The sequence below is a fragment of the Streptococcus parasuis genome (genome assembly GCF_021654455.1).
GTDB lineage: Bacteria > Bacillota > Bacilli > Lactobacillales > Streptococcaceae > Streptococcus > Streptococcus parasuis.
Window position 1 is genome coordinate 64940 of sequence record NZ_AP024276.1, and the last position, 20249, is coordinate 85188.

Below are 20249 nucleotides of genomic sequence, written 5' to 3' on the forward strand. Positions count from 1 at the left end.
GAGTGAGAGATGGACCATCATCTGTTAGAAAGTGCGGAATTTTACAACAGACGTTATCATAATGCAGCCAGTAGAGTGATTATTCCTAGTTGTGTATTGTTTTTGTTTCTCATTCTTTTTTCAATCGTTGCTAAAAAAGAAATGACCATTTCAACAAGAGCAACCGTAGAACCTGTACAACGATTGGCACAGATTCACTCAACCAGTAATCATCAGATTCTGAGGAATCATTTAATCGAAAATCAAGAGATTTCAGTTGGAGATTTATTAGTAGAATATCAATCAGAGAATGAGCAAATCCAAGAAGACAAGGTCAAAGAAAACATAGCTGTTTTGAAAAATCAGATTTCTCAACTCAATGTCTTGAAGAAGAGTTTGGAATCGGGAAGTAATCAATTTGAGAAAGAAGATCAATATGGTTATTCTCAAATGTTTAAGGATTATTGCAATCAATTAGAAACATTGGCAAGTACGATTGATCAACAAAATGCAACGATTGCATCTCAAAATCAAGCCGCAAAACAATCACAATTGGAATTGGAAAAAGTAATGCATCAAACGGAGAAAGCCTTAGCAGACTATAGAGAATTGAAATGGGCCATTCAGTCTGATGGTGTCATTGATGAGGAGAATGTTGGCTATTCAATCTATGCACAGTATCAGTTAGCACAATCAGAGGATGCAGTTGCCAGTCAAGAATCATTCGTCGCTCAAATCGATAATCAAATCAGTCAAGTAGAGACTCAACTGGCCAGTTATAAATTGCAATATGCTGGTGCAGGAGTACAACAATCGTATACGAATAGCTTGGATAGTCAGTCGGCATCATTGGAAGCTCAATATTTAACCAAGGTTGGTCAGGAAATGACCTTGTTGTCTTCTCAATTAAGAGAACTAGAAGCAACACTTACGGTTCAAAAACAAGCAATGGATAAGACAAAAATTATTGCTGATCAGGCAGGGGTCGTTCATTTAAATACAGAAGTTGAAGGCTCAATGATGATTCCAGAAGGAACAATTATTGCATATGTTTATCCCGTTCTAACGGAAGCTAAGAAAATGAAGATTACAGCATATATTCCTTCGAAAGATATTGCAAGCATCTCATTAAAGGATAATATCCAGTTTTCATTACAAGGGAAGGGAGAGAAACGACTAGCACTGCAGTCCAACATATCAGAAATTGCAAGTACTGCCATTCAAACGGAAGCTGGTAATTTTTTCAAAGTTGAAGCAGAAACCAGGATATCAACAGAAATGGCTGAACAATTGAGGTATGGAATGGAAGGCCAGTTTGTCGTGATTACAGGTAAGAAGACGTATTTTCAATATTTCATAGATGAATTTTTAGGTAAGGAATAGAAGAAGGGGCATGTCTATCAGATTGATAGACAAGTCCTTTTTTATACTAGTCGTGAAAGATTCCGCGCTTTGAAGTTAGTGAATTTCATTCTCATTGAGTAGTAATAAATGATATTAAGGAAAAATTGTGGTTTGTTTACGAATAAGTAAAGTGAGGGAGCTATCCTTCACATGTCACAATGAATGGAAAGGAGGGGAAGGGTATACTGAGGTATTTATGCAATGTGCAAGGGCGTAACATACCAACTATTTGCTTGAAAATACAATTCATCAATTCAATGTCAATTAACGGGCCTCCAGTTGTCGAGTAAGATAGTTCAGAGAGCAGATTGTAATCTGATTGAAAACCAACACAGATATATTACAAATAATAAGGAGGAAAAAATAGATGTTTGGTGAATTAGAAATGAAGTACTCATTGGTAATGGATGAACAACTACAAGATTCTTCAGGAGGTAGCATCTTTTTAGGAGTTGCAATAGCAAGTGGTGTTGCAATTGCTGGAACCTATATTTTTGGAGCATTAGATGGTGCTTTTGAAGCGAAAGCGAAACGAAGAGGCTTCTAGATGGGGAATATGCTGCAGTCGATTGACTTAGGGTTTCAAAAGCTGAATCAGCTTTATGATCAACAATCTCCTGTTGTAAAAATAGTTACTTTTGTTGTTGGGGTTATTCTTGTATATTGCCTAGCAACACTGGTGTTAGGACCAGTTTATTCTGCTGGGAAAGACTTTGGTCGCTATGTTTACAATGCAATGTTTAGGTAAGAAAGGAAAATAAGCAATGAATAATTTTGGAAAACTGGAAAATCAGTTCCTGTGTCTAAGTGATACTGATTTACAATATGTAAGTGGCGGTAGTTATAATTTTAAAGTAGATGTTGATAAGTTAGTAGATTATGCAACTCGTGCTTTTGGTAGTATTTATAATGCAGGAAAAAGCTTTGGTCGCAATTGGTATAATGCATTTTACTAATCGTGTATTGATTCAAAAATGGAAAAGTGAAGAGTAGCAGACTGTATCTTAAAATAAAAAACTAGAAAAGGATATAAGACAGGAGCGTAAATAAAAAAAATAAGCTCAACTATTCATTTTAGTTTCCCTTAAGCTTGGCGAGTTATACTAAATCCAAGCTAGAAATAGCTCATCACTTTCAGTATCGTCATCCGTAAGAGCTAAAGCTCAAACGGCTGGCATATCTTTTTCATATAATCTCCGAGATAGCTGACGGTCTCCCGTCAGCTGTTTTTGTCCTTTAAAAGCATAATGAAGGAAGGAGATAAGAAGATTGGATAAACTAAAAAGGAGAGTGGGAAAGAACTCGACCAGTCTAAAAAGAGTTTGTCAACAATTTTTCGTTTTAAGTTGTTGAGCTGAAACAGTCTATCCCCAGACTGTTTCACTCCCACCCCCGCACACCTCAAACTGTCTGGGAGACAGTTTGAGGTTGGAGATAAAGCGAACTTTGTTCGCAACAGTCGTAATGGTCAGATTTGGAGAGTGAAACACGAATTGCTGAGATTTGCTTCGCAAATCTTATCTCCAACCTTTAACAGTCCACTGGACTGTTAAACCCAATCAACCACTGCGCTGAGATGTTGATACGAACTCTGAGAAGCGAGGCTGGACTTTCTGCCCAGCCTCTTTTTGTATAAAAAATTATTTAACAACTCCACCTTCTACAACAAGATCATCAGCTTGAGCAGCATCACCATATACTGGTTGAAGGGTTTCTTGGTAGGCTTTATGGAAGAATTCTTCCTCACCAAGTTTTTCAATTGTTTGGTTGATGAAATCAAGTAATTCGGTGTTTCCTTTTTGGACGGCAGGAGCGATAGTGTCTACATCCCCTAGCGCTTTTACACCAACCTCGAAACCTTTGTTTTCCAAGGCCCATGCGAGAACTTCAGTATTGTCTGTACTCATGGCATCGCCACGTCCGTCTAAGAGGGCAGCATAGGCTTCGCTGTATTGGTTGTATTTTTGAAGTTTGACTTCTGGGTAATTCTCTTCGAAATAAAGTTCAGCTGTGGTACCTTTGCTGACGATGAGGGTTTTACCATTGAGTTGTTCTGGATCAGTGATGACAGCAGAGCTTGGAGATACAATACCGAGGGATACTTTCATGTAAGGAAGGGCGAAGTCTACTTGTTCTTTTCGCTCATCTGTTACTGTGAAGTTGGCTAGGATGATGTCAACCTTGGCAGAAGTGAGATACTCCACACGGTTTGCGGCTTCGACAGGGACGTATTCTACCTCAACGCCCAATTCTTTTGCCAAGCGGTTGCCTAGATAGACGTCATATCCTTGGTATTCACCATTTGCATCCACATAGCCAAATGGTTTCTTGTCACTGAAAACACCGATTTTGACTGTTCCACTTTCTTTGATTTCTTCAAGAGTACGTGCGGTTGCTCCACTTGTGGAACTGCTGGAACTAGTTGAAGAAGTGCTTGTATTACTGCAGGCAACTAAAATAATCGCAGCTATGACACTAAAAATAGCAAAAATAGGTTTAAAGATTTTCATAAAATTCTCCTTTTAAAAATGATTAAAGTCAAAAGTTGTTAGAAAGGCTTGAGCCCGTTGAGTTTGTGGATGTTGGAAGAAATTCTGAGCAGTATTCTCTTCGATAATTTCTCCCTTGTCCATGAAAATGATGCGGTCAGCAATGGCGCGTGCGAATTCCATTTCATGCGTCACAATCAGCATGGTCCGTCCTTCTTTTGCCAAATCATTGATGAGAACCAAGACTTCCCGAACCATTTCTGGGTCAAGAGAAGCAGTGACTTCATCAAATAATAAAATTTCAGGGTGCATCAGGAGGGAACGAATGATAGCTACCCGTTGCTTTTGCCCGCCAGATAATTCTCTAGCATAACTATGTTTTTTCTGTTCAAGTCCTACCCGTTTTAGCAAGGTCTCGGCTTCTGCTTGGACCTCTTCTTTGTTGCGTTTTAGGGCTTTGACAGGTGCAAGGGTCAGATTTTGTAAGACATCCATATGGGGAAATAATTCATAATCTTGAAAGACCATGCCAATTTTTTGCCGAATATCCTGTAGAGAAAGTGAACCAGACAGAATAGATTGGCCATCTAGTAAAATATCGCCCTCTTGAATGCTTTCTAACTTGTTAATACAGCGTAGTAGTGTGCTTTTTCCACAACCAGAGGGGCCTAAGATGACGACCACTTCTCCTTCCTTAACGGATAAGGAAAGATGGTTGAGAATGGTTTGCTGACCAAAATTTTTAGTAATATTTTGTAATTCTAAGACAGGTTGACTCACGACTTCACTCCTTCCAAATCGATTCAAGATAGCGAGAAAATGCAGATATTGGGAAACAAATCATAAAGTAAATACAGAAAATCACTCCGTAAATCCATAAGGACACGCTTGGAGAGCTAGTCCTGTAAAAATCAATAATCTGTTGCCCGATTTTATTGACCTCAACCACGCCAATGAGGATAACCAAGGAGCTGGTCTTAATCATGCGGGTGACCAAGTTAATTGCCTGTGGGAGTAGTCTGCGTAGAACTTGAGGAATGATGACATAGCGATAGAGACTTCGTTTGCTTAACCCTAATGCTAATCCGCTATCGAATTGGTGTTTAGGTAGAGAAGTGATGGCTCCTCGAACTAAATCTCCCATTTCAGCTGTCCCCCAAAGCGAGAATACTATAATCGCGGCCAATTCACCTGAAATATTGATATTGAATCCCCGTGCTAATCCAAAGTAGAAAAGGAAGAGTAGAACCAGCTGTGGAACAATTCGAATGGTTTCTAAGTAAATTCTGAATATCCATACTATCAGTCTATTTTTTGATGTCATGATGATTCCTACTAATAGCCCTGCAACGCTTGAAATGCCAATGGAGAGAAAGGAAATCCAGAGTGTGACACTCAGTCCGACTAATAGTCGTTGTAAATTATTCCCCTCCAGTAAGACTTTAATGCCCATATCCTGCATGGCGAATCCTCCTTTCAAGATAATAGAAGAAGAGCGAAAGCGGTAGCAAGATGATTAAATAGGAACTCACTAGGAGAAAGAGCGCTTCGTCAGTTTCGTATTGTAGTCCGATCAAATCTTGAGCGACGTACATGAGGTCGGCTAAGGCAATAATGGAGAAGACGGAAGTTTCTTTTATTAGAAAGATAATATTAGCACTAAATGAAGGCAAGGCGATAGCTAGTGATTGAGGTAGCAAAATATATAGGAAAATTTGCCAGTTTGTTAGCCCCAAACTAGCTCCGATTTCTATCTGACTTTTCTTGATAGCTTCAAAGCCACTGCGGAAAGATTCTGCCATGTAAGAACCACCAAGAAAAATCAAACCAGCAATTGCACAAACTTCTGCATCAAGTACAATTCCCAATCGCGGTAAACCATAGTAGAGGAAGAAAAGTTGAATGACCAAGGGAGTATTGCGTGACAACTCAATATAAGCTGTAGAAATCTGTTGAAGAAGAGGAATACGGTAATAACGGATGATACTAATGAGCAGTCCCAATCCGAAAGCTCCAACAATGCCTAGAAATGCCAGCCGAACAGTGAGAAAGAGTGCTTCCTGGTAGACTGGTATGGATTCTTGAATAAAGTTCCAATCCAGAAGATTCACCTCCTTTGTGAAGTATTGAATTTATAGTAACATATATGCTTTTGCTTGAAAATTTTATTTTTTTAAAGAGGGATATAAGTTTTTCCTATCAGTCAATTTGCTATGTTATAATAGAGGTATGACAAGAATTTTAGATATGGAACCGATGCAGGACGAGGAATACGTTGAGCGTACCTTACGTCCGCAAAAATTAAATGAATATATTGGACAAGATAAGGTCAAGGATCAGCTGAAGATTTTTATTGAAGCTGCCAAATTACGGGATGAAGCCTTAGACCACACTCTTCTTTTTGGACCTCCAGGGTTGGGTAAGACCACCATGGCTTTTGTTATTGCCAATGAGTTGGGAGTTAATATCAAGCAGACCAGCGGTCCTGTTATTGAGAAAGCTGGCGATTTGGTTGCATTACTCAATGATTTGGAACCGGGAGATGTTCTCTTTATCGACGAAATTCATCGTATGCCGATGGCGGTTGAGGAAATACTCTACAGTGCCATGGAGGATTTTTACATTGATATTATGATTGGATCTGGAGAAGCTAATCGCTCAGTACACCTGGACTTACCACCCTTTACTTTGATTGGTGCTACCACACGTGCAGGGATGTTATCCAATCCACTGCGGGCTCGTTTTGGTATTTCTAGTCACATGGAGTATTATGAGTTGGCTGATTTGACTGAGATAGTCGAACGCACAGCAGATATTTTTGAGATGGAGATTACCCACGAAGCAGCGATTGAGCTGGCTCGTCGGTCAAGGGGGACCCCTCGTATCGCTAATCGCCTTCTTAAGCGGGTACGGGATTTTGCCCAGATTATGGGAGATGGGTTGATTGATGAAACGATCACTGATAAGGCTTTAACGATGTTAGATGTGGACCGTGAGGGGTTGGACTATGTGGATCAAAAGATTCTCCGTACCATGATTGAGGTGTATGGCGGTGGTCCCGTCGGTCTCAATACCCTTTCGGTCAATATCGCTGAAGAGCGCGAAACAGTGGAAGATATGTACGAACCCTACCTAATTCAGCAAGGTTTCCTCATGCGGACCCGGACGGGGCGGGTCGCGACCGCCAAAGCCTACGAGCATTTGGGCTATCCATATAGGGAAAAATAATGGCAGAGCAGATGAGACGAGTAGCTAGCTTATTTGGAGACTGGCCTGAACCCCTTATCTGGACCTGTTTAGAAGGCACAATGGGGCAAGTTTATGTTGATGATAGTCAGTCGCCCCAGTCAGCTCTAGCTCTTTATGGACGGCAGAGCTTCTTTGGTTTTTTGGCCGGAAAACCAAATCTAGACTTGCTAAAAATGTGTGAGGGAAAGGATATTATTTTAGTCCCCCAAACCCAAGCCTGGTCTGACTTGATTGAAGGGACATACGGAGACAGGATTAGGGCCTTTACCCGTTATGCAACGAAGAAAGATACAGCCTTTGACCTCGGGTATTTACAGTCTTTGGTAGAGAATTTGTCAGCTGATTTTGAATTATATCCGATTCATTCAGAGCTTTACCAGACTTGTTTACATGAGGAATGGTCACGCGATTTGGTTGGCAATTATGCGGATGTGGCACAGTTTTTGGAGTTGGGGCTAGGCTATGTCATCGTGCACAAGGGGCAAGTTGTTTCTGGTGCTTCGTCTTATGCCAGTTATTCCGGGGGGATTGAGATAGAGGTTGATACTAGAAAAGACTATCGAAGGATGGGTTTGGCAGCAGTTTGTGTTGCCAAATTGATATTAGTCTGTCTAAAGCGTGGTCTCTATCCTAGCTGGGATGCCCATACTCTGACTTCCTTGAAACTCGCAGAAAAAATGGGCTACCAATTGGACAAGCCCTATCAAGCATTTGAATGGAGATAAGATGACACCGACATTTATTTGGGATTTGGATGGAACACTTCTGGATTCGTATGAAGCGATTTTGGCTGGAATTCAGGAAACCTATGAGCAATTTGAACTTCCTTTTGACCGTGAAGAGGTGAGAAAATATATTCTCCGCTATTCTGTTAAAGACTTGCTGGTGCGTGATGCAGATAAGTATGGTCTGGATAGTGATGAACTCAACCGTGTACGAGCGACTTCCTTGAAGGAGAAGAATACACAGATTCCCTTGATGGCTGGTGCGCGTGAAATTCTGGATTGGACAGCAGAGAAAGGAATTCAAAATTTCGTTTATACACACAAAAGTGACAATGCTTTTCAGGTTTTGGAGGATTTGGGTGTCCGTCACCATTTCACAGAAATCTTGACCAGCGATTCTGGTTTTGCTCGCAAACCAAGTCCAGAAGCTCTGCTATTTCTCATAGACAAGTACGGTCTGGAAAAGGAACATACTTACTATATTGGTGACCGTCTGCTTGATGTGGAGACAGCTATTCATGCGGGAATACATAGTATCAACTTGCAGATTGACGGGATAAAAGAGAACAAAAAGATCACCAATTTACAGGAGATTGTGGAGCTAAATTTTAGTTAGAGGTGGAGTTTATATCTCAGCCTCTATTTTTATGTGCACATCGTTCGTTCTATTCATATTGTTAACGGTATCATTTTTATAAGTGCAAAAAAATATATTGTGAATTTATTAACAAATTTGTTATAATATACAAAAAATACTTGGGAGGATAGCGGGTGAACGATAAGGAATTTGGGCAACGTGTGAGATATTTACGGGAGAAATTAGCCATTACGCGTGAAGAATTCTGTGAAGATGAACTAGAATTATCTGTTCGTCAATTGAGTCGTATAGAAGCGGGACAATGCAAACCAACTTTTTCAAAGATAGGTTTTATAGCGAGCAGGTTGAATATGGGTTTATATGAGCTTATGCCGGATTATGTCCAACTTCCGGAACGCTATTCGCGTCTAAAATATGAGGTATTACGAACTCCTACCTATGGAGACCAATTTTTGGTAGAGCAACGCAATCAAATGCTGACAATCATTTATGATGAATATTACGATGAGCTCCCAGAAGAAGAACAAATAGCTATTGATGCTTTTCAGTCTAAGATAGATGCTTTTCAAACAAAGTCTACTCAATATGGAAAGTCAATATTAGATGATTATTTTGAACAGGTTATTCGTAAAACTATATTTGATGTCAATGACTTATTGATTATCCATTTATACTTAATTCATCTTGATAGTGAACCAGAAAATATTATTGAAAATCAATATTTTTTGGAAATGGTAAATCGACTCCATGATCAAATGGAGATTATGAATTTGAATGAATTATTCGTTTTAAGGGATGTGATGATGACGTCTGTTGGTATTTTGGGGAAAATAGAAGCTTACGACTTAATGCCTTCGCTTTTTAATGCCCTAGATAAAATAATGGTTTTAACTCAAGATTTTCAAAAGAAACCCATTTTAAATTTATTGAAATGGAAATATGAGTTATATGTTAACAAGGATCAAGTGGCAGCATACCAATATTATGAAGATGCTGTGAAGTTTGCTCAACTTATTGGAAATGATTATTTGGTTAGGAGAATAAAGGAGGATTGGGAAGAGGAGGACCACCTATAGGACATAAATGTCCTGTTTGAATCCGATCATTTTCTTTAAACTAAGATTACAAATAAAGTTTAAAGGAGATGACTATGAGAAATTTTTTACGATCTTTCTGTGTATTTGGAGCTTCTTGGTCAATGTGGTGGGCTGACTAAAAATACGAAAAAAGCTAACTACGTAGTTAGCTTTTTTGTTATACTAGACAGTATGTAGGAGGTGGCTATGTTAGAAAATTGGTTAAACACCAAACAAGGTCAGGTTTTTCATTACAAGATGGAAAAGATTGAGTATGCCCTAGAACTGCTAGGGAATCCCCAGTTTGCAGTTCCGGTCATTCATGTCGCTGGAACTAATGGCAAGGGATCGACCATTGCCTTTATGCGCCAGCTATTTCAGGCACATGGTATGCGTGTTGGAAGTTTTGTATCCCCCCACATGGTGAGTGTGCACGACAGGATTTGTATTGACAGCCAGCCCATTTCAGACCATGATTTTCAGCACTATTTACAGAAAGTCTACGATTTGGAGCAGGAAATCGCCACTCGTTATGAGCCTTTTCGCTATTTTGAGGTCATGGTGCTCATTATGTTCCTCTATTTCGAAGCTCAACAACCCGATGTGGCACTAGTAGAGGTGGGCATCGGAGGGCTTTTGGATACGACGAATGTCGTGGCCCCAGCCCTAAGCGTTATCACCTCCATCGGCGTGGACCATCAGGATTTACTAGGCTCGACTTTAAGGGAAATAGCAGAGCAGAAAGCAGGGATTATCAAAGAAAACGTGCCTGTCGTCCTTGGACCACTTTTTCCAGAAACCACAGCCATCTGTCGACAAATTGCCCTTGACAAACAAGCACCTGTCTACCAATTTGGTCAGGAATTCACCTATAAAGCAGGACAGTTCAGCAATCCGGACATCGACCTGTCAGAATTGGTTTTGGGTCTGGCTGGCCATCACCAAGAAGAGAATGCGGCCGTAGCCCTACAAACTTTTCTACTCTATATGACCAATATCCAAAAAGACATTCAGCCTCAGTTGATTCAACAAGCTCTTGCCCAAACCAGCTGGCCTGGTCGCTTGGAATTGGTTGCTCAAGAGCAGAAAATCTATTTGGATGGAGCCCACAATGTCCCAGCTATCGAACGTCTTGTTGAATTTATTCAAGAACAAGAAGAACCTGTTACTATTCTCTTTTCGGCCCTTCGGCGTAAGGACTTTCAAGAAATGTTGGGATTGTTAGAGAAAAGACTGCCTCATGTTCCCCTTATTTTGACCAGCTTTGCTTATGACGGTGCCTTGTCCGAGGAGAATCAACAAGATCGAGACTTTGTTGCGGATTATCAACAATTTATTGAGAAGTGGCAATCTGAAGGGCAAGGGATTTTGATTATCACTGGCTCTCTCTACTTTATCTCAGAAGTTCGTCAGAATTTTATAAAATAAGCAACTTTTCAAATGAACGGTTGAACATTGTAGAAAAAAGCTTCTCAAAGGAACAAAAAACGCCAAAGAGCCTTATTTTTTGCGAATTAGCATGGAGTGAAAATGTTTAGAACTCCCGATAGGAAATGACATTGGGAGGGCTTTTTGATATAATAAGAAAAGCAAATCTGAGGAGAAAAAAATGACAGAATTAGAAATAGTTTCTGAGGTCGTTGATCACGAAGCAACCTATCGACGTAGCCGTAGAGCATCACGTAAGCAGTCAGTTAAGCTAAACAAAGAATTTGGTAAGACAATATTAAAAACAAAGGTTTGGCCAGCGCTTGTCTGGAGTATTGTCTTAAGTTTTTGTAGCGTAGCAAACCCGTTGCTAACATCGTTTGCGACCAACATACAGACTCAGAATTTATATGCAGGAATGGCCATGATGAAGGGCCAAATTCCATACGGTGATTTTTTTGGAACAAGTGGTTTATTATTTTACTTATTGGCCTTATTAGGGAATGTGGGTGGAAACTTTATCATTTTTGGCGTTCTCCAATTCATCGCATTGCTGATAGCAGGAGTCTATTTTTATAAGATTATTGCTTATTTTAGCCGGTCCGAAAAAGTTGCCCTTAGTGCAAGCCATTGGTTTTATATATTCATCTTTGCTCTTGGCTTCGGAGGATTGTATGCTGAGATGTTTGCCCTCCCTTTCATTTTAACCAGCATCTGGTTTTTAGTTCGTTACTTTGAGAACGCAGTGACTGACGAAGCATTTATTCTTTATGGCATAGATGCCGCCCTCGTTTTTCTTATCTATCCGAAAAGCTTAATTCTTTGGGTAGTAGCAGGCATAGTTTTAGTTGTATACAATGTTCAGCACCATCAGGTGGCTCGCGGATTTTACCAATTATTAGCAGCTGTTTTTGGATTTCTGCTTATTTTGTATTCGGTCGGGTATTATGCATTTGAAGCACAAGTTTTAGGAACAGCAATTCAGCAGACCTTTTTATATAATCTTCGTTTAGATTTTCAACATGCGACAGTATTTATGGATTTGACAATTGTCATTCTTTTCCTCCTATTGTCTGGATTTGTAAAAAATGCCATCCAAACCTTATTTTCATTTAGACAAGAAAAATATACTTACATTAAGGTCTTAATGTTACTAGTATTCACTATTCAATTAATTTTCATCGTTGGAAGTGCACATTTTCAGTGGAGTCAATTGGTCCTACTTTTGCCATATGGATTTGTGATGGCGGTAATACATACTCAGGAGGAACATGAGGATACTAATAGTAGTTATGCACGTCGTCATTTCTTTCTACCTGTATTTATTGGATTAGGAATTCTTGCACAACCTGCCTATATTTACTTAGTTCAAGGAGGTTTAAGAGCCGATCGTCAAGAAGTTGCCCAGTACATCAGTAGCCAAACAGAAAACTCAGACAAAGTTTATGCTTGGGATAATAGTGCAGGTGTTTACCTTTCAAGCCAGCGTTTATCGGCAGCGACGATAACGACAGCAGAGCCATTTCTAAATACAGATGAAAATGTGAATAGTTTGATATACGACTTAAATAAGAGTGAAGCAAAATACGTGGTTGTAAATAAATATATTTCCATGTTAGACAAGGTGAAAACAATTCTCGAATCTCAATATAAAGCTGTTCAAACAACGGACCATTTTATTATTTATCAAAAGAATGAATGATTGCTCAGGCAGTCATTTTTTCTTTAGCTTATCTAGGAAAAGGAGGGAAAGTGGATATGTGGTATAATGGAAAAATAAGTACTCAGGAAAAATTATCAAAAGAATGTAGGAGAAATGATGTCACATATTATTGAACTACCAGAAATACTAGCCAACCAGATTGCGGCTGGTGAGGTCATTGAGCGACCAGCCAGTGTGGTTAAGGAGTTGGTGGAAAATTCCATTGACGCAGGGGCTAGTCAAATTGAAATTAGTGTTGAAGAGGCTGGCCTTAAAATGATTCAAATCACGGATAACGGTGAGGGGATTGCCCCTGATGAAGTAGCGCTTGCCCTCCGCCGTCACGCCACCAGTAAGATAAAAAATCAATCGGATTTGTTTCGTATTCGCACCCTCGGTTTTCGTGGAGAAGCTCTGCCTTCCATTGCTTCTGTCAGTCAGATGGTTATTGAGACAGCTACGGCAGACTCTGCACATGGACTTCATTTGGAGGCCAAAGGCGGTGTCATCAAGAAAGAGGAGCCAGTTAGTCGTCCAGTTGGTACGCAGATTACTGTTTCGGATTTATTTTACAATACCCCTGCTCGTCTCAAATACGTTCGCAGTCAACAGGCTGAATTATCACATATTGTTGATGTTGTAAATCGATTGAGTCTAGCTCATCCGGAAATAGCTTTTGCCTTAGTAAACGAAGGACGAGAATTAATTAGAACTGCAGGGACAGGGAAACTTCGTCAGGCAATTTCAGGGATTTATGGGATTGCTTCTGCCAAAAAAATGGTTGAAATTGAGGCAGAAGATCTGGATTTTCAGATTTCAGGTTACGTTTCCTTGCCAGAGTTGACTCGTGCCAACCGCAACTACATTTCCATTTTCATCAATGGTCGCTATATCAAGAATTTTTTGCTGAATCGAGCGATTTTGGAAGGTTATGGTAGTAAGTTGATGGTTGGACGCTTTCCGCTGGCAGTCATTTCTATAGAAATTGACCCTTATCTTGCTGATGTCAATGTGCATCCGACCAAGCAGGAAGTTCGCATCTCCAAGGAAAAAGAACTTATGACCTTGATTCGAGAGGCGATTAGTCAAGCGCTTAAAGAGCAGGACTTGATACCAGATGCTCTTGAGAATTTAGCTCAGTCAAGTACTCGACCAAAAGTAAAAGTAGAGCAAGGCACCTTACCACTCAAAGAGCCAAAAATCTATTATGATACGATTAAGCAAGACTTCTTCTTAAAACCAGATGTGGTCGCTGAGGATGTCAAACCTCTCGAAGAGGATAGGCAAGAGATTGTTGAGTCGCCTGTCGAAAATAAACCGACATCCGTTCAATTTGCAGAACGTCAGTCGGTGGAATCAGGAGATCAGGAGCATCCTAATCTAAGTGCAAAAGAATTGGCAAAACTGGCAGATAAATTAGACCGGGAGGAAACATCGACATTTCCAGAGTTAGAATATTTTGGTCAAATGCATGGGACGTATTTATTTGCACAAGGCAAGACAGGACTTTATATCATTGACCAGCATGCCGCACAAGAGAGGGTCAAATACGAATACTATCGTGAGAAAATTGGACAGGTTGACAATTCAGCTCAACAGTTATTGGTGCCATATATTTTTGAATTTCCGCAGAATGATGCCCTTAACCTTGTCCACAAAATGGATGCTCTTCGTCAAGTTGGTGTCAACTTAGAAGAATATGGAGCTAATCAATTTATTCTGCGTGAACATCCTATTTGGATGAAGGAAGAAGAGATTGAGTCTGGCATTTATGAGATGTGCGACATGTTGCTTTTGACGGATCAGGTGTCTATCAAGCAGTATCGGGCAGAACTGGCTATCATGATGTCTTGTAAACGGTCAATCAAGGCCAACCATGCTTTGGATGATTATTCGGCGCGTGATTTATTGAGACAATTGTCTTACTGCCAAAATCCCTATAACTGCCCGCACGGTCGCCCAGTCTTAGTGCATTTTAGCAAATCGGATATGGAAAAAATGTTCCGTCGCATTCAAGAAAATCACACGAGTTTGCGAGAATTGGGGAAATATTAACATAGTTGAAAAAGTTGACACATTAGCAAAGGAAGTATATGTACGACTATATCAAAGGTATTTTAACGAAAATAACTGCAAAATACATTGTGGTAGAAACGCATGGAGTAGGCTATATCTTGCAGGTTGCGAATCCCTACGCCTATTCAGGACAAGTCCAGCAAGAAGTGACTGTCTATACTCATCAGGCGATTCGTGAGGATGCTCATCTGCTCTACGGATTTGCTACAGAAAATGAAAAATCCGTCTTTCTGAGTCTGATTTCAGTATCAGGTATTGGTCCAACAACAGCTCTGGCTATTATTGCTGTCGATGATAATGATGGGCTTGTTCGTGCCATTGAGCAGAAAAACATTACCTACCTGACCAAGTTTCCAAAGATTGGCAAGAAAACAGCCCAGCAGATGATTTTGGACTTGGAAGGCAAGTTTGTCATGAGCGAAGAAGCGAGTCCTGTTCAACAAATAGCACCATCCAGTGAAAATATCGCCCTCGAAGAAGCTATGGAAGCCATGGAAGCCCTTGGTTACCGACCAGCCGAACTCAAGAAAATCAAGAAATTCTTTGAAGGAACCAACGACACCGCCGAAAACTACATCAAGTCAGCCCTTAAAATGTTGATGAAGTGATAAGATACAAAGGACGTAAAGGACAAAGAGAAAATAGGAAACCTAACGCAGAGCCTTTAGGCTCTAGGCAGGTTTATCTTTTTCTCACAGTCCTTAGTCCGTGTTCAATTAACGTACCAGTATGATGGTTACTAAAGTAACTCATCCTACTACGGCAATCGCTATTTGCGACTTGCCTAGGTACCTTACTAATTCGCCACAAAAATAATATCGATTTTTGCGGCTCATGTCGTGTCCAGATACAAAGGACGTAAAGGACAAAGAGGAAATAGACGGCCGAACAGAAATTTTGTTAGAAATTTCGTTGTGAGACCTCCGCAATGACAGCTAGGTAAGAGGCGAGTTTTAACGACGCCTCTTGCCAGATGTCAACTGCGTTATTCGGTGATATTTAGGACTTAGGGTTATGTTTCTCACAGTCCTTAGTCCGTGTTCAATTAACGTACTAGTATGATGCTTGCTGAATTAAGTAGCTAAAAGTATTAAGTGAACCGTATGTAAAAAGGAGTTTCTATGTCCCGTTGTGCTTGGGTTAATCTAAATAATCCACTTTATATTGCTTACCATGATGAAGAATGGGGCAAGCCACTTCACGATGAGCAGTCTTTGTTTGAGTTGCTTTGCTTGGAATCCTACCAAGCAGGACTTTCCTGGGAAATTGTTCTCAACAAACGGCAGGCTTTTCGCTCCGCATTTTTCAACTATAATATTCAAAAGGTTGCAACAATGACCGATGAAGATTTGGATGCACTTTTGGATAATCCACATATCATCCGTCACAAGGCAAAGCTGTACGCTACCCGTGCCAATGCCCAGGCTTTTCTTCGAGTACAGGAGGAATTCGGTACGTTTGATACGTATCTTTGGGAATGGGTGAACGGTGCAACAATTGACAACCCTGTCAAGTCCTTCCGAGAATTGCCGACCAAGAATGACTTGTCTGAGCGGATTTCAAAAGATTTGAAGAAACGAGGTTTCAAGTTTGTAGGGCCTGTCTGTATTTACTCCTATTTGCAGGCCGCAGGTCTTTTAAATGACCATGAAGAAACCTGTGAAACTGGAAAGAAATTACGAATTAATTAGATGAGCGAGCAATCGTATCTTAGTTAGGGAGGAACATGAAAGCAGAATTAATTGCTGTTGGAACAGAAATATTGACAGGTCAAATTGTGAATACGAATGCTCAATTCTTGTCAGAAAAATGTGCAGAGCTAGGTATTGATGTATACTTCCACACTGCTGTAGGTGATAATGAACAGCGACTATTGTCTGTACTTGAAATTGCAAGTAAACGGAGTGATATGGTCATTTTATGTGGTGGTTTAGGTCCAACTGAAGACGACTTGACTAAGCAAACTTTAGCAACATTTTTGCAAAAGGAGTTGGTTGTTGACGAACTAGCGATGGCAAAATTAGACCGTTTCTTTGCCAGTCGACCAGGTCGAGTTCGCACACCTAATAATGAGCGTCAAGCACAGATTGTGGAGGGAAGTCAGGCGCTACAGAACCCAGCTGGTTTAGCTGTTGGTGGTATGCTTGAGCAAGATGGTGTGACCTATATTGTTTTGCCCGGACCACCAAGTGAACTCAAGGCTATGTTTTCTGAGAGTCTGTTACCTTTTTTGACTCAATCTCAGCAGCAACTTTACTCGCGTGTCCTACGCTTTTTTGGCATTGGCGAAAGCCAGTTGGTAACTGTTTTGGCTGACTTGATTGACAAGCAGACAGACCCGACTCTTGCGCCTTATGCAAAAGTTGGAGAGGTGACGCTTCGTTTATCTACGAAGGCAGATAGTCAGGAAGAAGCGAACGTGCGTTTGAATCAGTTGGAAGAAGAGATATTGCAACGTGACCATTTGAGAGATTTTTTCTATGCATATGGGGATGATAATAGTTTGGTTAAAACCGTAGCGACTCTTTTAGAGGAAGAGAAACAATCTTTGGGCATCCTAGAGCATGGAACAGGTGGTTTATTACAAGCAGAATTGAGTCTGGCTTTGGCTGGTCAGCCGTATTATAGCGGAGGAAAAATCATCGGTCAGCTAGGGACAGAATCGGGCGGGTTATCAGAAGAAGCAAGTCGTATTCGGGAGGAACTACAAGCTGATTTAGGGCTAGTAGTGTCGGTGGCAGTCGAGCCAGAATCAACAATAGACAACGTACTTGCTAGAGTATATCTAGCCTTGGCCAGTACCTCGGGGATTTCCAAAAAAGAGGTAGATTTAGGAGGTTATTCATGGCAATACCTTCGACAACTTGCTTGTTTACAGGCGTTAGATTTTGTACGAAACACTTTGTGAAATAGCAGATATTTGCTATAATAGTTTGACTAAGAAAAGAGGAGAAAATCATTGGCTAAGAAACCAGGAAAAAAACTAGAAGATATTACAAAAAAATTTGGAGATGAACGTAAAAAAGCGCTGGATGATGCACTAAAATCTATTGAAAAAGATTTTGGTAAGGGAGCTGTCATGCGTCTCGGTGAACGTGCAGAGCAAAAGGTTCAAGTTATGAGCTCAGGTAGTCTGTCTATTGATATTGCGCTTGGGGCAGGTGGTTATCCCAAAGGGCGTATCATTGAAATTTATGGTCCAGAAAGTTCAGGTAAGACAACAGTTGCTCTTCATGCTGTGGCTCAAGCACAGAAAGAAGGTGGAATTGCAGCCTTTATTGATGCAGAACATGCTTTGGATCCAGCCTATGCAGCAGCCCTAGGGGTAAATATTGATGAATTACTTTTGTCGCAACCAGACTCAGGGGAACAAGGTCTTGAGATTGCAGGTAAGTTGATTGACTCTGGCGCGGTTGACTTAGTTGTCGTTGACTCTGTAGCAGCTCTTGTACCTCGTGCAGAAATTGATGGTGATATTGGTGATAGTCACGTAGGTTTGCAAGCACGCATGATGAGTCAGGCTATGCGTAAGCTGTCAGCTTCTATCAACAAGACCAAGACAATTGCTATCTTTATCAACCAGTTACGTGAAAAAGTTGGGGTGATGTTTGGTAACCCTGAAACAACACCTGGTGGACGTGCTCTTAAGTTCTATGCATCTGTTCGTATGGATGTCCGCGGAAATACGCAGATCAAAGGTACTGGCGATCAAAAAGATCAAAACGTTGGTAAGGAAACCAAGGTCAAGATTGTGAAGAATAAGGTAGCTCCTCCGTTTAAGGAAGCTGTCGTTGAAATCATGTATGGAGAGGGAATTTCTCGCACAGGTGAATTAATCGAGATCGGTAGCAACCTTGGTATTATTCAAAAAGCAGGTGCCTGGTATTCTTATAATGGAGAAAAAATCGGACAAGGCTCTGAAAATGCTAAGAAATTCTTGGCAGACAATCCAGCAATCTTTGATGAAATCGACCGTAAGATTCGTATTCACTATGGTTTGATTGAAGCGGATGAAGAACAAGAAGTAGTGGAAGCAGAAGAAAAGACGATTGCTGTTGAAGATATACAAGATGTTGTACTTGATCTAGATGGTGGCATTGAGTTAGAAGATTAGGATGTTGAAATGGGAGGGAAAGATTTCTCCCTTTTCTCTTTTTTAGGAGAATAACCACGAAAGAAACGTATATTTTGAGGAATTTTAATTGGGATTTTCCGAATTTTCGCCAATAAATTTTGAGTTTTTCTAAAAAATAGGTCTACAGACTGAGTATTTATATGGTATAATGTAATATAATGTGCTTAATAAAATGTAGCAAAGGAGTGACTACATGATAAAAATTTATACAGTATCTAGTTGTACCTCTTGTAAAAAAGCAAAGAATTGGTTGAATGCACATCAACTATCCTATAATGAACACAATTTGGGAAAAGAGGCAATTACAAAAGAAGAAATTCTTAACATCTTAACAAAGACTGAAAATGGGATTGCAAGCATTGTTTCATCGAAAAATCGTTATGCAAAAAGTTTAGATTTTGATATTGAGGAGTTAAGTGTGAACGAAGTAATCGATTTGATTACCTCTAATCCTCGCATTTTAAAAAGTCCAATATTAATTGATGAGAAAAGACTCCAAGTTGGCTATAAGGAAGATGATATCCGTGCATTTTTACCTCGTTCTGTAAGAAATGTTGAGAATGCACAGGCCCGCATGAGAGCAGCTTTATAAATTGTGTTGAGAGAGCTCTAAAATACAGGGTTCTCTTCGTTTATTTATTTGAGAAAAATGTCCAAATATGGTATAATGACTAGACCATAAAATGAAAGAAGGTGTAAGTATGGGATTCACGGAAGAAACTGTTCGTTTTCGTCTAGATGATACCGATAAGCAGGAAATCAGCAAAACATTGATTAGTGTTTATCGTTCTTTGGAAGAGAAGGGCTACAATCCAATTAACCAAATCATCGGTTATGTATTGAGCGGGGACCCTGCTTATATTCCGCGTTATAATGACGCGCGTAACCAGATTCGTAAGCATGAACGTGATGAAATCATTGAAGAATTGGTACGCTATTACCTGAAAGGGAATGGGATAGACCTTTAATGAGAATAATGGGATTAGATGTTGGTTCTAAAACTGTAGGGGTCGCTATTTCAGATCCATTAGGTTTTACAGCTCAAGGTTTGGAAATCATTCCGATTGATGAAGACAAGGGTGAATTTGGCTTGGAACGATTGACAGAGCTTGTTGAACAATACAAGGTTGATAAGTTCGTTGTTGGCTTACCAAAGAATATGAACAATACAAGTGGCCCTCGAGTAGAAGCTAGTCAAGCTTACGGTGATTTATTAACCGAGCGATACAAACTTCCGGTAGATTATCAGGACGAACGGTTGACAACTGTTGCAGCAGAGCGAATGCTAATTGAACAAGCAGACATTAGTCGAGGAAAACGTAAAAAAGTTATTGACAAATTAGCAGCTCAGCTGATTTTGCAAAATTATTTAGATAGAACATTTTAAA

The 20249-nt window shown here is 40.1% G+C and carries 22 protein-coding genes; 18 read left to right on the forward strand and 4 right to left on the reverse strand.

Features of this window, described 5'->3' with window-relative positions; genetic code table 11:
- Nucleotides 1–9 precede the first annotated feature (9 nt).
- The 4 genes from L6410_RS00370 (at nucleotide 10) to L6410_RS00385 (ending at nucleotide 2339) form a co-directional block, all read left to right on the forward strand.
- Nucleotides 10–1362, forward strand: coding sequence for a bacteriocin secretion accessory protein (locus L6410_RS00370; protein ID WP_024397560.1), 1353 nt, complete (start codon nucleotides 10–12; stop codon nucleotides 1360–1362).
- Between the two features lie 388 nt (nucleotides 1363–1750).
- Nucleotides 1751–1930, forward strand: a complete 180-nt coding sequence (locus L6410_RS00375) for a class IIb bacteriocin, lactobin A/cerein 7B family (RefSeq protein ID WP_237395558.1) — start codon at nucleotides 1751–1753, stop codon at nucleotides 1928–1930.
- Entirely contained in the window at nucleotides 1931–2131 is a 201-nt protein-coding gene (locus L6410_RS00380; RefSeq protein ID WP_237395559.1) for a hypothetical protein, read from the forward strand.
- 16 nt (nucleotides 2132–2147) lie between these two features.
- Nucleotides 2148–2339 (forward strand): hypothetical protein, encoded by a 192-nt coding sequence (locus L6410_RS00385; protein ID WP_024392851.1) that lies wholly within the window; start codon nucleotides 2148–2150, stop codon nucleotides 2337–2339.
- 684 nt (nucleotides 2340–3023) lie between these two features.
- Here L6410_RS00385 and L6410_RS00390 read toward each other — a convergent pair.
- Genes L6410_RS00390 through L6410_RS00405 form a run of 4 tightly spaced genes read right to left on the reverse strand, consistent with a single transcriptional unit; the run spans nucleotide 3024 to nucleotide 5974 of the window.
- Nucleotides 3024–3893 (reverse strand): cysteine ABC transporter substrate-binding protein, encoded by an 870-nt coding sequence (locus L6410_RS00390; protein WP_205028832.1) that lies wholly within the window; start codon nucleotides 3891–3893, stop codon nucleotides 3024–3026.
- 12 nt (nucleotides 3894–3905) lie between these two features.
- Nucleotides 3906–4652: an amino acid ABC transporter ATP-binding protein gene (locus L6410_RS00395; RefSeq protein ID WP_237395561.1), complete on the reverse strand. Its 747-nt coding sequence runs from the start codon at nucleotides 4650–4652 to the stop codon at nucleotides 3906–3908.
- Between the two features lie 4 nt (nucleotides 4653–4656).
- Nucleotides 4657–5334 (reverse strand): amino acid ABC transporter permease, encoded by a 678-nt coding sequence (locus tag L6410_RS00400; protein WP_024392848.1) that lies wholly within the window; start codon nucleotides 5332–5334, stop codon nucleotides 4657–4659.
- Nucleotides 5315–5974 (reverse strand): amino acid ABC transporter permease, encoded by a 660-nt coding sequence (locus L6410_RS00405; RefSeq protein ID WP_237396593.1) that lies wholly within the window; start codon nucleotides 5972–5974, stop codon nucleotides 5315–5317. Before L6410_RS00405 ends, L6410_RS00400 begins: the two co-directional genes overlap by 20 nt.
- Nucleotides 5975–6101: 127 nt before the next feature.
- Here L6410_RS00405 and ruvB point away from each other — a divergent pair, with 127 nt between their 5' ends.
- The 14 genes from ruvB (at nucleotide 6102) to ruvX (ending at nucleotide 20248) form a co-directional block, all read left to right on the forward strand.
- The gene (ruvB, locus tag L6410_RS00410; protein ID WP_237395563.1) at nucleotides 6102–7100 is read left to right on the forward strand and encodes a Holliday junction branch migration DNA helicase RuvB; all 999 of its coding nucleotides are present in this window, start codon (nucleotides 6102–6104) and stop codon (nucleotides 7098–7100) included.
- On the forward strand, nucleotides 7100–7846 hold the full coding sequence (locus tag L6410_RS00415) for a GNAT family N-acetyltransferase (protein ID WP_237395564.1): 747 nt from the start codon (nucleotides 7100–7102) through the stop codon (nucleotides 7844–7846). The genes ruvB and L6410_RS00415 overlap by 1 nt, the downstream gene beginning before the upstream one ends.
- Before the next feature lies 1 nt (nucleotide 7847).
- Nucleotides 7848–8462: an HAD-IA family hydrolase gene (locus L6410_RS00420; RefSeq protein WP_237395566.1), complete on the forward strand. Its 615-nt coding sequence runs from the start codon at nucleotides 7848–7850 to the stop codon at nucleotides 8460–8462.
- Nucleotides 8463–8617: 155 nt separating this feature from the next.
- Entirely contained in the window at nucleotides 8618–9520 is a 903-nt protein-coding gene (locus tag L6410_RS00425; RefSeq protein ID WP_172075747.1) for a transcriptional regulator, read from the forward strand.
- Between the two features lie 207 nt (nucleotides 9521–9727).
- Nucleotides 9728–10948, forward strand: a complete 1221-nt coding sequence (locus L6410_RS00430) for a bifunctional folylpolyglutamate synthase/dihydrofolate synthase (RefSeq protein WP_237395568.1) — start codon at nucleotides 9728–9730, stop codon at nucleotides 10946–10948.
- Nucleotides 10949–11129: 181 nt separating this feature from the next.
- Complete coding sequence (locus L6410_RS00435) at nucleotides 11130–12650, forward strand: quinol oxidase (protein ID WP_237395570.1); 1521 nt, start codon at nucleotides 11130–11132, stop codon at nucleotides 12648–12650.
- Between the two features lie 117 nt (nucleotides 12651–12767).
- Nucleotides 12768–14705, forward strand: a complete 1938-nt coding sequence (mutL, locus tag L6410_RS00440) for a DNA mismatch repair endonuclease MutL (RefSeq protein WP_237396594.1) — start codon at nucleotides 12768–12770, stop codon at nucleotides 14703–14705.
- A 38-nt stretch (nucleotides 14706–14743) separates the two neighbouring features.
- Nucleotides 14744–15334, forward strand: a complete 591-nt coding sequence (ruvA, locus tag L6410_RS00445; RefSeq protein ID WP_237395572.1) for a Holliday junction branch migration protein RuvA — start codon at nucleotides 14744–14746, stop codon at nucleotides 15332–15334.
- Between the two features lie 513 nt (nucleotides 15335–15847).
- Entirely contained in the window at nucleotides 15848–16417 is a 570-nt protein-coding gene (locus tag L6410_RS00450; RefSeq protein WP_237395574.1) for a DNA-3-methyladenine glycosylase I, read from the forward strand.
- A 35-nt stretch (nucleotides 16418–16452) separates the two neighbouring features.
- Complete coding sequence (locus L6410_RS00455) at nucleotides 16453–17634, forward strand: competence/damage-inducible protein A (RefSeq protein ID WP_237395575.1); 1182 nt, start codon at nucleotides 16453–16455, stop codon at nucleotides 17632–17634.
- 51 nt (nucleotides 17635–17685) lie between these two features.
- Nucleotides 17686–18840 carry a recombinase RecA gene (recA, locus tag L6410_RS00460; RefSeq protein ID WP_024392836.1) on the forward strand — a complete coding sequence of 385 codons (1155 nt, stop codon included), beginning with the start codon at nucleotides 17686–17688 and terminating at the stop codon, nucleotides 18838–18840.
- Nucleotides 18841–19054: 214 nt separating this feature from the next.
- Nucleotides 19055–19453: a transcriptional regulator Spx gene (spx, locus tag L6410_RS00465; protein WP_024392835.1), complete on the forward strand. Its 399-nt coding sequence runs from the start codon at nucleotides 19055–19057 to the stop codon at nucleotides 19451–19453.
- A gap of 109 nt (nucleotides 19454–19562) precedes the next feature.
- On the forward strand, nucleotides 19563–19829 hold the full coding sequence (locus tag L6410_RS00470; RefSeq protein WP_024392834.1) for an IreB family regulatory phosphoprotein: 267 nt from the start codon (nucleotides 19563–19565) through the stop codon (nucleotides 19827–19829).
- Nucleotides 19829–20248 carry a Holliday junction resolvase RuvX gene (gene ruvX / locus L6410_RS00475; RefSeq protein ID WP_079269042.1) on the forward strand — a complete coding sequence of 140 codons (420 nt, stop codon included), beginning with the start codon at nucleotides 19829–19831 and terminating at the stop codon, nucleotides 20246–20248. Before L6410_RS00470 ends, ruvX begins: the two co-directional genes overlap by 1 nt.
- Nucleotide 20249: the final 1 nt, after the last annotated feature.